This window comes from Nonlabens sp. SY33080 (assembly GCF_011784885.1).
GTDB lineage: Bacteria > Bacteroidota > Bacteroidia > Flavobacteriales > Flavobacteriaceae > Nonlabens > Nonlabens tegetincola.
On sequence record NZ_CP050461.1, the window covers coordinates 1,560,991 to 1,577,364 of the forward strand.

6 protein-coding genes are annotated in these 16,374 nt (G+C 43.0%); all 6 read right to left on the reverse strand.

Translation table 11 applies throughout. From position 1 onward, the window contains the following. Positions 1-11: 11 nt before the first annotated feature. The 6 genes from HCN53_RS07175 to HCN53_RS07200 all read right to left on the reverse strand — a co-directional run bounded on the left by HCN53_RS07175 (position 12) and on the right by HCN53_RS07200 (position 16,372). Positions 12-5,879, reverse strand: coding sequence for an SdrD B-like domain-containing protein (locus tag HCN53_RS07175; protein WP_167342522.1), 5,868 nt, complete (start codon positions 5,877-5,879; stop codon positions 12-14). Positions 5,880-6,024: 145 nt separating this feature from the next. Further along, positions 6,025-8,322, reverse strand: coding sequence for a beta strand repeat-containing protein (locus HCN53_RS07180; RefSeq protein WP_167342524.1), 2,298 nt, complete (start codon positions 8,320-8,322; stop codon positions 6,025-6,027). After that, entirely contained in the window at positions 8,211-8,792 is a 582-nt protein-coding gene (locus tag HCN53_RS07185) for an SdrD B-like domain-containing protein (protein WP_167342526.1), read from the reverse strand. The genes HCN53_RS07180 and HCN53_RS07185 overlap by 112 nt, the downstream gene beginning before the upstream one ends. A gap of 145 nt (positions 8,793-8,937) precedes the next feature. Then, positions 8,938-15,366: an SdrD B-like domain-containing protein gene (locus HCN53_RS07190; protein ID WP_317168815.1), complete on the reverse strand. Its 6,429-nt coding sequence runs from the start codon at positions 15,364-15,366 to the stop codon at positions 8,938-8,940. Between the two features lie 26 nt (positions 15,367-15,392). Then, on the reverse strand, positions 15,393-16,169 hold the full coding sequence (locus tag HCN53_RS07195; protein ID WP_317168816.1) for an SdrD B-like domain-containing protein: 777 nt from the start codon (positions 16,167-16,169) through the stop codon (positions 15,393-15,395). Next, on the reverse strand, positions 16,148-16,372 hold the full coding sequence (locus HCN53_RS07200; protein ID WP_167343268.1) for a hypothetical protein: 225 nt from the start codon (positions 16,370-16,372) through the stop codon (positions 16,148-16,150). Before HCN53_RS07200 ends, HCN53_RS07195 begins: the two co-directional genes overlap by 22 nt. Between the last annotated feature and the right edge of the window lie 2 nt (positions 16,373-16,374).

Genomic DNA, 16,374 nt, shown 5'->3' on the forward strand with positions numbered 1-16,374 from the left:
GCTTGAATGATTTATCTGTTAATATAAAGATAGCCAGCTAATTGAACTGTCTCATTCTGATCATTGATGTACTCAATTACGTAGAAGTATGTTCCTTCTGGTAATTTCTCGCCTTGTGCTACTGTCACTCTACCTTCTGATATACCTCTAAATGCACGGTTACCATTGTTATAGTTCTCAGTATTATAAACCTCTACACCCCAACGGTTGAAAATACTAACCGTGTTTTCAAAATTCTCGATTCCTTGAATGATGAAGAAATCGTTACGTCCATCACCATCTGGTGTTACACCGTTAAATATCTTAATTTTTCTTGGGTCTGAATCTAGATAATCTGGGATTCCATCATTATCAAAGTCTCCATTTATTAAATCTGGACCTGTAATAATATCATCGTTATCATCATCTAAATCTCTATAATCTGGCTCCTCATCCCCATCTGTGTTATTAAGATCATTGCGAGGATCACTGTCCACAAATGCTCCATTTGCATCGTCATAACCACCATTAGGCGTGCTATCAAACGCATCATCAAGACCATCATTATCTGCATCATTTCCTGAAGGCGTAACATCTGGCTGACCATCATTATCGTAATCAAAACCTTCTGTACTATCAGGAACTCCATCATCGTCAGAATCTTCATCTAGATAATCAGGAAGTCCATCACCATCAAAATCTATTGGCATAATTCCCTCTCCAGATCCTGGTGTATTTTCATACGCATCATCTAATCCATTTCCATCAGAATCAACTCCAGAAGGCTCGACATACCCAGCTGTTGATTGACCTTCAACATTATCAGGAATACCATCTCCATCACTGTCTAAATCAAACCAGTCTGGAATTCCGTCTCCATCGCTATCACCATTACCTTCAAGAATATCAATAATACCATCATTGTCATCATCAATATCATCAACATCTGGTATTCCATCTCCATCATTATCTGGATAGTTGTAACCATTGTTCTCTTCAAACACATCTACACCTGAAATTACTGTTACAGTTGTAGGATCTGTCCCTTCTGTTTGTGATGCACTATTTGGCAATGTTGTTTCATCTATATCTACAATAGCATCTCCTGCTGCTATCACGGTAGCCACATAATCACCATTTGCATCTGTAATTACAGTTTGAGTATTCCCTTCAGAATCGGTTATAATTACACTTACTCCTGCAAGATCAGGTTCTCCAGGATCTTGAATTCCATTTCCATTTGAATCTAGATAAACGTGTCCTGAAATAGTCCCTGGAATATTGAAACCATTATTTTCTTCAAACACTGTCGCACCTGCTGTTACTGTTACGGTTGTAGGATCTGTTCCTTCTGTAAGGGTTGCACCTGCAGGTAACGTAGTTTCATCAATATCAATCACAACATCTCCAGGCACCACAATTGTTGCAGTATAATCTCCATTATTATCTGTAATTACAGTTTGAATATTTCCATCAGAATCAGTTATAACTACAGTTACTCCTGCAAGATCTGGCTCTCCTGGATCTTGAACTCCATTACCATTTAGGTCTTCATATAAGTGACCTGTTACGGTTGCTGGTGTATTATAACCATTATTTTCTTCAAACGTATCAATGCCAGAAACTACGGTTACAACAGTTGGATCGGTTCCTTGTGTTTGAATGGCACCTACCGGTAGTGTTGCTTCATCTATATCTACTGTAGCATTACCAGGTGCCGAAACTACTGCTGTGTAATTTCCATTTGCATCTGTAACCACTGTAACTATATTACCTAGTGAATCTGTAATGACTACTGTGACACCTGATAATCCAGGCTCACCTGGATCTTGAACTCCATTACCATTGACATCATCATAGATAGTACCAGACACAGTTCCTGGAACATTGAAACCATTGTTTTCTTCAAATACTGTTACTCCTGAAACAGCTATTACCGTTGTAGGATCTGTTCCTTCTGTTTGAACAGCTCCTACTGGTAAAGTAGTTTCATCAATATCTATAATTGTCGCTCCAGGAGCAGAGACATTTACTGTATAATCACCGTTAACATCAGTAACTACAGTCTGCACCATACCTAAAGAATCTGTTATTATCACAGTTACTCCTGCTAAATCTGGTTCTCCTGGATCTTGCACGCCGTTACCATTAACGTCATCATAAAGATGACCTGTAATTACAGATGGTATATTGAAACCGTTGTTCTCTTCGAAAACAGTACTACCTGATGTTACAACAACGGTTGTAGGATCAGTACCTTCTGTTTGTACAAAACCTAATGGTAGCGTATTGTCATCAATATCTACAACCACATTACCAGGTGTTAAAATCAATGCAGAATAATCTCCATTAACATCAGTAGTAACAATTTGTATGTTACCATTACTATCAGTAATTACCACATCTACACCAACTAAATCTGGTTCACCGGCATCCTGTACTCCATTACCATTTAAATCTTCATACAAGTGACCTGTAACTACTCCTGGGATATAATAACCATTATTTTCCTCAAATACAGTAGTACCAGAAATCACATTTACTGTAGTTGGATCTGTACCTTCACTTAAAATAGCTCCGGCAGGTAATGTAGCTTCATCTATATCAATAGTAACATCCTGTCCTCCGGTTACTGTAACTGTATAATCACCATTACTATCAGTCACGACAATTTGGGTATTTCCTAAACTATCAGTTACGATGACATTTACACCTGCAAGATCTGGTTCACCAGGATCTTGCACACCGTTGTTATTTAAATCGTTATACACGTGCCCTTGTATGGAACCTGTTTCAAGTATAAATCCATCATCTGTAGTTGTCACAGTTGTATTAGTCACTACCGTTATACTCTCTGGATCTGATCCGATGGTAGATAAAATATAACCTGATGGATCAACTACGTCCACATTATAATCTCCAGAAGGGACTGTAGCCGTCCAGTTACCAGTAGCATCTACTGTCACTGTAGTTACAACTCCATTAATATCAGTCAAATTAACTAGTGTACCGGCAGGGAATAAATTATCAACAGTTGGATCATATAACCCATCATTATTTATGTCTTCAAACACAAATCCTGTTACAGTTCCTTGACCTTGATATCCATCATCTGTACTATTATTAGTTGTACCAGCCACAACAGTAACTGTTTCAGGATCACTTCCCACTGTTGTTAATACTGCACCTGTTGGATCAGTAACATCTATAGTCGTATCTCCTGATGGAACTACCACTGACCAACTTCCGTCTGGCTGAGTTGTAACTACTTGTACAACTCCGTTTGAATCTGTAATTACTACATCTACACCACCTAAACCTGGCTCACCTGCATTCTGTACTCCATCTCCGTTTAAGTCCTCAAAGACTAATCCGTTTAAGATTCCATTCTGATCTAAAGGTGTCACCGTTGGATCATCTGGGTCTCCATCTGCGTCTGGATCTACATCATTCACATTGTTTGGATCATCACTATCATCGCTCACAGGTCCTAATGGATCTCCATTTGGATCTATAGCGTCTGCTTCTGATACCGCTGTATTGGTTACACTTCCGTTTGCTATATCTGCTGCCGTTAATGTGTAAACCTGATCTGCTATACTTCCTACTGCGCCTGGAGCTAATGTACTTGGAACTACTGGCTCATTTACTAAACCTAGTAAGGCATCACTGATTACTGCATTCTCTACTAATACGTTACCATTATTGGTCACTGTAAAGCTGTAGGTAATCGTGTCTCCTGCATCTGTAATACCATTCCCATTAGCATCTACTACTCCTCCGCTTACTTTCTCTAACGATAAGTTTGCTTCTGCTGTAAAGAATCCATCAGCTGGCTCGGTTACATTTGATCCTGATCCTACTGTTGTAGTCGTTGGATCTGTTCCGGCTGTCTGAATATCAGTTCCTGCTGGTAATGTAGACTCGTCTATATCGGTTGTCGTATCTCCTGATGGAACTACCACTGACCAACTTCCGTCTGGCTGAGTTGTAACTACTTGTACAACTCCGTTTGAATCTGTAATTACTACATCTACACCACCTAAACCTGGCTCACCTGCATTCTGTACTCCATCTCCGTTTAAGTCCTCAAAGACTAATCCGTTTAAGATTCCATTCTGATCTAAAGGTGTCACCGTTGGATCATCTGGGTCGCCATCTGCGTCTGGATCTACATCATTCACATTGTTTGGATCATCACTATCATCGCTCACAGGTCCTAATGGATCTCCATTTGGATCTATAGCGTCTGCTTCTGATACCGCTGTATTGGTTACACTTCCGTTTGCTATATCTGCTGCCGTTAACGTGTAAACCTGATCTGCTATACTTCCTACTGCGCCTGGAGCTAATGTACTTGGAACTACTGGCTCATTTACTAAACCTAGTAAGGCATCACTGATTACTGCATTCTCTACTAATACGTTACCATTATTGGTCACTGTAAAGCTGTAGGTAATCGTGTCTCCTGCATCTGTAATACCATTCCCATTAGCATCTACTACTCCTCCGCTTACTTTCTCTAACGATAAGTTTGCTTCTGCTGTAAAGAATCCATCAGCTGGCTCGGTTACATTTGATCCTGATCCTACTGTTGTAGTCGTTGGATCTGTTCCGGCTGTCTGAATATCAGTTCCTGCTGGTAATGTAGACTCGTCTATATCGGTTGTCGTATCTCCTGATGGAACTACCACTGACCAACTTCCGTCTGGCTGAGTTGTAACTACTTGTACAACTCCGTTTGAATCTGTAATTACTACATCTACACCACCTAAACCTGGCTCACCTGCATTCTGTACTCCATCTCCGTTTAAGTCCTCAAAGACTAATCCGTTTAAGATTCCATTCTGATCTAAAGGTGTCACCGTTGGATCATCTGGGTCTCCATCTGCGTCTGGATCTACATCATTCACATTGTTTGGATCATCACTATCATCGCTCACAGGTCCTAATGGATCTCCATTTGGATCTATAGCGTCTGCTTCTGATACCGCTGTATTGGTTACACTTCCGTTTGCTATATCTGCTGCCGTTAACGTGTAAACCTGATCTGCTATACTTCCTACTGCGCCTGGAGCTAATGTACTTGGAACTACTGGCTCATTTACTAAACCTAGTAAGGCATCACTGATTACTGCATTCTCTACTAATACGTTACCATTATTGGTCACTGTAAAGCTGTAGATAATCGTGTCTCCTGCATCTGTAATACCATTCCCATTAGCATCTACTACTCCTCCGCTTACTTTCTCTAACGATAAGTTTGCTTCTGCTGTAAAGAATCCATCAGCTGGCTCGGTTACATTTGATCCTGATCCTACTGTTGTGGTCGTTGGATCTGTTCCGGCTGTCTGAATATCAGTCCCTGCTGGTAATGTAGACTCGTCTATATCGGTTGTCGTATCTCCTGATGGAACTACCACTGACCAACTTCCGTCTGGCTGAGTTGTAACTACTTGTACAACTCCGTTTGAATCTGTAATTACTACATCTACACCACCTAAACCTGGCTCACCTGCATTCTGTACTCCATCTCCGTTTAAGTCCTCAAAGACTAATCCGTTTAAGATTCCATTCTGATCTAAAGGTGTCACCGTTGGATCATCTGGGTCGCCATCTGCGTCTGGATCTACATCATTCACATTGTTTGGATCATCACTATCATCGCTCACAGGTCCTAATGGATCTCCATTTGGATCTATAGCGTCTGCTTCTGATACCGCTGTATTGGTTACACTTCCGTTTGCTATATCTGCTGCCGTTAACGTGTAAACCTGATCTGCTATACTTCCTACTGCGCCTGGAGCTAATGTACTTGGAACTACTGGCTCATTTACTAAACCTAGTAAAGCATCACTGATTACTGCATTCTCTACTAATACGTTACCATTATTGGTCACTGTAAAGCTGTAGGTAATCGTGTCTCCTGCATCTGTAATACCATTCCCATTAGCATCTACTACTCCTCCGCTTACTTTCTCTAACGATAAGTTTGCTTCTGCTGTAAAGAATCCATCAGCTGGCTCGTTACATTTGATCCTGATCCTACTGTTGTAGTCGTTGGATCTGTTCCGGCTGTCTGAATATCAGTCCTGCTGGTAATGTAGACTCGTCTATATCGGTTGTCGTATCTCCTGATGGAACTACCACTGACCAACTTCCGTCTGGCTGAGTTGTAACCACTTGTACAACTCCGTTTGAATCTGTAATTACTACATCTACACCGCCTAAACCTGGCTCACCTGCATCCTGTACTCCATCTCCGTTTAAGTCCTCAAAGACTAATCCGTTTAAGATTCCATTCTGATCTAAAGGTGTCACCGTTGGATCATCTGGGTCGCCATCTGCGTCTGGATCTACATCATTCACATTGTTTGGATCATCACTATCATCGCTCACAGGTCCTAATGGATCTCCATTTGGATCTATAGCGTCTGCTTCTGATACCGCTGTATTGGTTACATTTCCGTTTGCTATATCTGCTGCCGTTAACGTGTAAACCTGATCTGCTATACTTCCTACTGCGCCTGGAGCTAATGTACTTGGAACTACTGGCTCATTTACTAAACCTAGTAAGGCATCACTGATTACTGCATTCTCTACTAATACGTTACCATTATTGGTCACTGTAAAGCTGTAGGTAATCGTGTCTCCTGCATCTGTAATACCATTCCCATTAGCATCTACTACTCCTCCGCTTACTTTCTCTAACGATAAGTTTGCTTCTGCTGTAAAGAATCCATCAGCTGGCTCGGTTACATTTGATCCTGATCCTACTGTTGTAGTCGTTGGATCTGTTCCGGCTGTCTGAATATCTGTTCCTGCTGGTAATGTAGACTCGTCTATATCGGTTGTCGTATCTCCTGATGGAACTACCACTGACCAACTTCCGTCTGGCTGAGTTGTAACCACTTGTACAACTCCGTTTGAATCTGTAATTACTACATCTACACCGCCTAAACCTGGCTCACCTGCATCCTGTACTCCATCTCCGTTTAAGTCCTCAAAGACTAATCCGTTTAAGATTCCATTCTGATCTAAAGGTGTCACCGTTGGATCATCTGGGTCGCCATCTGCGTCTGGATCTACATCATTCACATTGTTTGGATCATCACTATCATCGCTCACAGGTCCTAATGGATCTCCATTTGGATCTATAGCGTCTGCTTCTGATACCGCTGTATTGGTTACACTTCCGTTTGCTATATCTGCTGCCGTTAATGTGTAAACCTGATCTGCTATACTTCCTACTGCGCCTGGAGCTAATGTACTTGGAACTACTGGCTCATTTACTAAACCTAGTAAGGCATCACTGATTACTGCATTCTCTACTAATACGTTACCATTATTGGTCACTGTAAAGCTGTAGGTAATCGTGTCTCCTGCATCTGTAATACCATTCCCATTAGCATCTACTACTCCTCCGCTTACTTTCTCTAACGATAAGTTTGCTTCTGCTGTAAAGAATCCATCAGCTGGCTCGGTTACATTTGATCCTGATCCTACTGTTGTAGTCGTTGGATCTGTTCCGGCTGTCTGAATATCAGTTCCTGCTGGTAATGTAGACTCGTCTATATCGGTTGTCGTATCTCCTGATGGAACTACCACTGACCAACTTCCGTCTGGCTGAGTTGTAACTACTTGTACAACTCCGTTTGAATCTGTAATTACTACATCTACACCACCTAAACCTGGCTCACCTGCATTCTGTACTCCATCTCCGTTTAAGTCCTCAAAGACTAATCCGTTTAAGATTCCATTCTGATCTAAAGGTGTCACCGTTGGATCATCTGGGTCGCCATCTGCGTCTGGATCTACATCATTCACATTGTTTGGATCATCACTATCATCGCTCACAGGTCCTAATGGATCTCCATTTGGATCTATAGCGTCTGCTTCTGATACCGCTGTATTGGTTACACTTCCGTTTGCTATATCTGCTGCCGTTAACGTGTAAACCTGATCTGCTATACTTCCTACTGCGCCTGGAGCTAATGTACTTGGAACTACTGGCTCATTTACTAAACCTAGTAAGGCATCACTGATTACTGCATTCTCTACTAATACGTTACCATTATTGGTCACTGTAAAGCTGTAGGTAATCGTGTCTCCTGCATCTGTAATACCATTCCCATTAGCATCTACTACTCCTCCGCTTACTTTCTCTAACGATAAGTTTGCTTCTGCTGTAAAGAATCCATCAGCTGGCTCTGTTACATTTGATCCTGATCCTACTGTTGTAGTCGTTGGATCTGTTCCGGCTGTCTGAATATCAGTCCTGCTGGTAATGTAGACTCGTCTATATCGGTTGTCGTATCTCCTGATGGAACTACCACTGACCAACTTCCGTCTGGCTGAGTTGTAACCACTTGTACAACTCCGTTTGAATCTGTAATTACTACATCTACACCGCCTAAACCTGGCTCACCTGCATCCTGTACTCCATCTCCGTTTAAGTCCTCAAAGACTAATCCGTTTAAGATTCCATTCTGATCTAAAGGTGTCACCGTTGGATCATCTGGGTCGCCATCTGCGTCTGGATCTACATCATTCACATTGTTTGGATCATCACTATCATCGCTCACAGGTCCTAATGGATCTCCATTTGGATCTATAGCGTCTGCTTCTGATACCGCTGTATTGGTTACACTTCCGTTTGCTATATCTGCTGCCGTTAACGTGTAAACCTGATCTGCTATACTTCCTACTGCGCCTGGAGCTAATGTACTTGGAACTACTGGCTCATTTACTAAACCTAGTAAGGCATCACTGATTACTGCATTCTCTACTAATACGTTACCATTATTGGTCACTGTAAAGCTGTAGTAATCGTGTCTCCTGCATCTGTAATACCATTCCCATTAGCATCTACTACTCCTCCGCTTACTTTCTCTAACGATAAGTTTGCTTCTGCTGTAAAGAATCCATCAGCTGGCTCGGTTACATTTGATCCTGATCCTACTGTTGTGTCGTTGGATCTGTTCCGGCTGTCTGAATATCTGTTCCTGCTGGTAATGTAGACTCGTCTATATCGGTTGTCGTATCTCCTGATGGAACTACCACTGACCAACTTCCGTCTGGCTGAGTTGTAACCACTTGTACAACTCCGTTTGAATCTGTAATTACTACATCTACACCGCCTAAACCTGGCTCACCTGCATCCTGTACTCCATCTCCGTTTAAGTCCTCAAAGACTAATCCGTTTAAGATTCCATTCTGATCTAAAGGTGTCACCGTTGGATCATCTGGGTCGCCATCTGCGTCTGGATCTACATCATTCACATTGTTTGGATCATCACTATCATCGCTCACAGGTCCTAATGGATCTCCATTTGGATCTATAGCGTCTGCTTCTGATACCGCTGTATTGGTTACACTTCCGTTTGCTATATCTGCTGCCGTTAATGTGTAAACCTGATCTGCTATACTTCCTACTGCGCCTGGAGCTAATGTACTTGGAACTACTGGCTCATTTACTAAACCTAGTAAGGCATCACTGATTACTGCATTCTCTACTAATACGTTACCATTATTGGTCACTGTAAAGCTGTAGGTAATCGTGTCTCCTGCATCTGTAATACCATTCCCATTAGCATCTACTACTCCTCCGCTTACTTTCTCTAACGATAAGTTTGCTTCTGCTGTAAAGAATCCATCAGCTGGCTCGGTTACATTTGATCCTGATCCTACTGTTGTAGTCGTTGGATCTGTTCCGGCTGTCTGAATATCAGTTCCTGTTGGTAATGTAGACTCGTCTATATCGGTTGTCGTATCTCCTGATGGAACTACCACTGACCAACTTCCGTCTGGCTGAGTTGTAACCACTTGTACAACTCCGTTTGAATCTGTAATTACTACATCTACACCACCTAAACCTGGCTCACCTGCATTCTGTACTCCATCTCCGTTTAAGTCCTCAAAGACTAATCCGTTTAAGATTCCATTCTGATCTAAAGGTGTCACCGTTGGATCATCTGGGTCGCCATCTGCGTCTGGATCTACATCATTCACATTGTTTGGATCATCACTATCATCGCTCACAGGTCCTAATGGATCTCCATTTGGATCTATAGCGTCTGCTTCTGATACCGCTGTATTGGTTACACTTCCGTTTGCTATATCTGCTGCCGTTAATGTGTAAACCTGATCTGCTATACTTCCTACTGCGCCTGGAGCTAATGTACTTGGAACTACTGGCTCATTTACTAAACCTAGTAAGGCATCACTGATTACTGCATTCTCTACTAATACGTTACCATTATTGGTCACTGTAAAGCTGTAGGTAATCGTGTCTCCTGCATCTGTAATACCATTCCCATTAGCATCTACTACTCCTCCGCTTACTTTCTCTAACGATAAGTTTGCTTCTGCTGTAAAGAATCCATCAGCTGGCTCTGTTACATTTGATCCTGATCCTACTGTTGTGGTCGTTGGATCTGTTCCGGCTGTCTGAATATCTGTTCCTGCTGGTAATGTAGACTCGTCTATATCGGTTGTCGTATCTCCTGATGGAACTACCACTGACCAACTTCCGTCTGACTGAGTTGTAACCACTTGTACAACTCCGTTTGAATCTGTAACTACTACATCTACAACACCTAAGCCTGGCTCACCTGCATCCTGTACTCCATTTCCGTTTAAGTCCTCAAAGACTAATCCGTTTAAGATTCCATTCTGAGGAATATTGAAAATAGTTGGGTCTTCAAAATCTCCGTCAGAATCAGTATCTACATTTGTAAGATCATCAGGATCATCTGAAACATCAGAAACATTAGGTAATACATTTCCTTGAGAATCTGTAGTTTGAGCAGTAACCGTTGCCGAGTTAATTATTTGTCCATTGGCAATATCACTTGCTGTAAGTGAATAATCAAAAGATGCAGTCCCTATATCACCTGGATTCAAGGTAGCTGGTACTACTGGTAAATTAGTCACTCCAATTGTTGTATCATTAATACTTGCATTTGTCACAACAGTGTTTCCAGTATTCTGAACTGTAAATGAATAAGTAACAATATCACCGACATCTGCTATACCGTTACCATTACTATCGGTATATGAGTCCGCTTTCGCGAAAGCGAGATTAGGAGAGCTCAAATCTACGAATGTAGGGTCCTCTTCATCACCGTCACTATCTATGTCTTGACCAGTAAGATCGTTAGGATCATCAGAGTCATCTGAAACATTTCCTAGACTCGTACCATTTGAATCCAAAGCCTCACCAGTAGCAGTTGCCGTGTTTATTATGCTACCGTTTATTATATCACTTGTTGTTAACGTGTAGTTTGTAGTTACAACATTACTAACGTCACCTGCATTTAACACAGAAGGAGTAATCACTAATCCTGACACACCAATAATTGCATCATCAATTACAATATTCTGGACTTGTACATTTCCATTATTAGTAACAGTAAAGGAATATGTAATTGTATCACCTGCATCAATAAATCCATTTCCATTAACATCTGCAACCGCGCTAGCAACCTTATCTAAGCTTAAGTTAGGTTCTGGTGTTTGGAAACCATCTGCAGGTTCGCCTACACTTGTACCTGCTGCAACATTAGTTGTTGTAGGATCAGTACCAGCTGTTTGAACCTCTGTCCCATTTGGTAGGGTCGTCTCATCAATATTTGAAGTGGTAACTCCTGCTGGAACAACAACCGACCAACTACCATCAGGATTAGTAATAACTTGCTGTGTTGTACCATCCGAGTTAGTTATATCGATTGTAACTCCTCCTATTCCAAGTTCGCCTGCATCCTGAACACCATTACCGTTTTCATCATCAAATACAACACCATTTAAGATACCGCCTGCCGTTAAATTAGTTATGGTAGGATCATCAGGATCAGTGTCAGCATCTGGGTTAACGTTTGCTGGATTATTAGGGTCATCACTATCATCGCTAACAGGACCTGCTGGATCACCATTAGGATCTATCGAATCACCATCAACAACTGCGGTGTTGATTACTACACCTGCAGCAATATCCGAAGCCGTTAAGGTGTAAACCTGATCTACTATAGTTCCTGTTTGTCCAGGTAGTAACGTAGACGGTGTTACAATAGCATTAATTAATCCAATTGTATTATCGTTAATAACCAAGTTCTCGACTTGAACATTACCATTGTTAATTACGGTAAAGCTATATATGATAGTGTCTCCAGCATCGGTAATACCATTACCATTAGTATCAACTACGCCTCCGCTAGTTTTTTCAAGGGCAAGATTTGAATCAACTATAAAGTATCCGTTGTTCTCCTCTGTTATTGTAGTTCCGGCTACTACCGTTACTGTCGTTGGATCGGTTCCTTCTGTTTGTACAAAACCTACTGGTAGGTCTGCATCGTCGATGTCTACGGTAGCATCGCCTGCAGCTACTACGGTAGCACTATAGTCTCCATTGGCATCCGTAGTTACGGTTTGTACGTTACCGTCTTCATCGGTAATCACTACGTCTACACCGCCTATACCAGGCTCACCTGCATCTTGAGTACCGTTTCCGTTTATATCATTATAAACTGTTCCTTCTACTGTTCCTGGTACGTTGTATCCGTTGTTCTCCTCTGTTACTGTAGTTCCGGCTACTACCGTTACTGTCGTTGGATCGGTTCCTTCTGTTTGATTCGCTCCGGCTGGTAAATCAGCATCGTCGATGTCTACGGTAGCATCGCCTGCAGCTACTACGGTAGCACTATAGTCTCCATTGGCATCCGTAGTTACGGTTTGTACGTTACCGTCTTCATCGGTAATCACTACGTCTACTCCTGGTAAACCTGGCTCGCCTGCATCTTGTGTCCCGTTTCCGTTTATATCATTATAAACTGTTCCTTCTACTGTTCCTGGTACGTTGTATCCGTTGTTCTCCTCTGTTACTGTAGTTCCGGCTACTACCGTTACCGTCGTTGGATCGGTTCCTTCTGTTTGATTCGCTCCGGCTGGTAAATCAGCATCGTCGATGTCTACGGTAGCATCGCCTGCAGCTACTACGGTAGCACTATAGTCTCCATTGGCATCCGTAGTTACGGTTTGTACGTTACCGTCTTCATCGGTAATCACTAAGTCTACTCCTGGTAAACCTGGCTCGCCTGCATCTTGTGTCCCGTTTCCGTTTATATCATTATAAACTGTTCCTTCTACTGTTCCTGGTACGTTGTATCCGTTGTTCTCCTCTGTTACTGTAGTTCCGGCTACTACCGTTACCGTCGTTGGATCGGTTCCTTCTGTTTGATTCGCTCCGGCTGGTAAATCAGCATCGTCGATGTCTACGGTAGCATCGCCTGCAGCTACTACGGTAGCACTATAGTCTCCATTGGCATCCGTAGTTACGGTTTGTACGTTACCGTCTTCATCGGTAATCACTACGTCTACTCCTGGTAAACCTGGCTCGCCTGCATCTTGTGTCCCGTTTCCGTTTATATCATTATAAACTGTTCCTTCTACTGTTCCTGGTACGTTGTATCCGTTGTTCTCCTCTGTTACTGTAGTTCCGGCTACTACCGTTACCGTCGTTGGATCGGTTCCTTCTGTTTGTACAAAACCTACTGGTAGGTCTGCATCGTCGATGTCTACGGTAGCATCGCCTGCAGCTACTACGGTAGCACTATAGTCTCCATTGGCATCCGTAGTTACGGTTTGTACGTTACCGTCTTCATCGGTAATCACTACGTCTACTCCTGGTAAACCTGGCTCACCTGCATCTTGTGTCCCGTTTCCGTTTATATCATTATAAACTGTTCCTTCTACTGTTCCTGGTACGTTGTATCCGTTGTTCTCCTCTGTTACTGTAGTTCCGGCTACTACCGTTACCGTCGTTGGATCGGTTCCTTCTGTTTGATTCGCTCCGGCTGGTAAATCAGCATCGTCGATGTCTACGGTAGCATCGCCTGCAGCTACTACGGTAGCACTATAGTCTCCATTGGCATCCGTAGTTACGGTTTGTACGTTACCGTCTTCATCAGTAATCACTACGTCTACTCCTGGTAAACCTGGCTCACCTGCATCTTGTGTCCCGTTTCCGTTTATATCATTATAAACTGTTCCTTCTACTGTTCCTGGTACGTTGTATCCGTTGTTCTCCTCTGTTACTGTAGTTCCGGCTACTACCGTTACTGTCGTTGGATCGGTTCCTTCTGTTTGATTCGCTCCGGCTGGTAAATCAGCATCGTCGATGTCTACGGTAGCATCGCCTGCAGCTACTACGGTAGCACTATAGTCTCCATTGGCATCCGTAGTTACGGTTTGTACGTTACCGTCTTCATCAGTAATCACTACATCTACTCCTGGTAAACCTGGCTCGCCTGCGTCTTGAGTACCGTTTCCGTTTATATCATTATAAACTGTTCCTTCTACTGTTCCTGGTACGTTGTATCCGTTGTTCTCCTCTGTTACTGTAGTTCCGGCTACTACCGTTACCGTCGTTGGATCGGTTCCTTCTGTTTGTACAAAACCTACTGGTAGGTCTGCATCGTCGATGTCTACGGTAGCATCGCCTGCAGCTACTACGGTAGCACTATAGTCTCCATTGGCATCCGTAGTTACGGTTTGTACGTTACCGTCTTCATCGGTAATCACTACGTCTACTCCTGGTAAACCTGGCTCACCTGCATCTTGTGTCCCGTTTCCGTTTATATCATTATAAACTGTTCCTTCTACTGTTCCTGGTACGTTGTATCCGTTGTTCTCCTCTGTTACTGTAGTTCCGGCTACTACCGTTACCGTCGTTGGATCGGTTCCTTCTGTTTGATTCGCTCCGGCTGGTAAATCAGCATCGTCGATGTCTACGGTAGCATCGCCTGCAGCTACTACGGTAGCACTATAGTCTCCATTGGCATCCGTAGTTACGGTTTGTACGTTACCGTCTTCATCAGTAATCACTACATCTACTCCTGGTAAACCTGGCTCGCCTGCGTCTTGAGTACCGTTTCCGTTTATATCATTATAAACTGTTCCTTCTACTGTTCCTGGTACGTTGTATCCGTTGTTCTCCTCTGTTACTGTAGTTCCGGCTACTACCGTTACCGTCGTTGGATCGGTTCCTTCTGTTTGTACAAAACCTACTGGTAGGTCTGCATCGTCGATGTCTACGGTAGCATCGCCTGCAGCTACTACGGTAGCACTATAGTCTCCATTGGCATCCGTAGTTACGGTTTGTACGTTACCGTCTTCATCGGTAATCACTACGTCTACTCCTGGTAAACCTGGCTCACCTGCATCTTGTGTCCCGTTTCCGTTTATATCATTATAAACTGTTCCTTCTACTGTTCCTGGTACGTTGTATCCGTTGTTCTCCTCTGTTACTGTAGTTCCGGCTACTACCGTTACCGTCGTTGGATCGGTTCCTTCTGTTTGTACAAAACCTACTGGTAGGTCTGCATCGTCGATGTCTACGGTAGCATCGCCTGCAGCTACTACGGTAGCACTATAGTCTCCATTGCATCCGTAGTTACGGTTTGTACGTTACCGTCTTCATCGGTAATCACTACGTCTACTCCTGGTAAACCTGGCTCGCCTGCATCTTGTGTCCCGTTTCCGTTTATATCATTATAAACTGTTCCTTCTACTGTTCCTGGTACGTTGTATCCGTTGTTCTCCTCTGTTACTGTAGTTCCGGCTACTACCGTTACCGTCGTTGGATCGGTTCCTTCTGTTTGTACAAAACCTACTGGTAGGTCTGCATCGTCGATGTCTACGGTAGCATCGCCTGCAGCTACTACGGTAGCACTATAGTCTCCATTGGCATCCGTAGTTACGGTTTGTACGTTACCGTCTTCATCGGTAATCACTACATCTAATCCTGGTAAACCTGGCTCGCCTGCATCTTGTGTCCCGTTTCCGTTTATATCATTATAAACTGTTCCTTCTACTGTTCCTGGTACGTTGTATCCGTTGTTCTCCTCTGTTACTGTAGTTCCGGCTACTACCGTTACCGTCGTTGGATCGGTTCCTTCTGTTTGATTCGCTCCGGCTGGTAAATCAGCATCGTCGATGTCTACGGTAGCATCGCCTGCAGCTACTACGGTAGCACTATAGTCTCCATTGGCATCCGTAGTTACGGTTTGTACGTTACCGTCTTCATCGGTAATCACTACGTCTACTCCTGGTAAACCTGGCTCGCCTGCATCTTGTGTCCCGTTTCCGTTTATATCATTATAAACTGTTCCTTCTATGTTCCTGGTACGTTGTATCCGTTGTTCTCCTCTGTTACTGTAGTTCCGGCTACTACCGTTACTGTCGTTGGATCGGTTCCTTCTGTTTGATTCGCTCCGGCTGGTAAATCAGCATCGTCGATGTCTACGGTAGCATCGCCTGCAGCTACTACGGTAGCACTATAGTCTCCATTGGCATCCGTAGTTACGGTTTGTACGTTACCGTCTTCATCGGTAATCACTA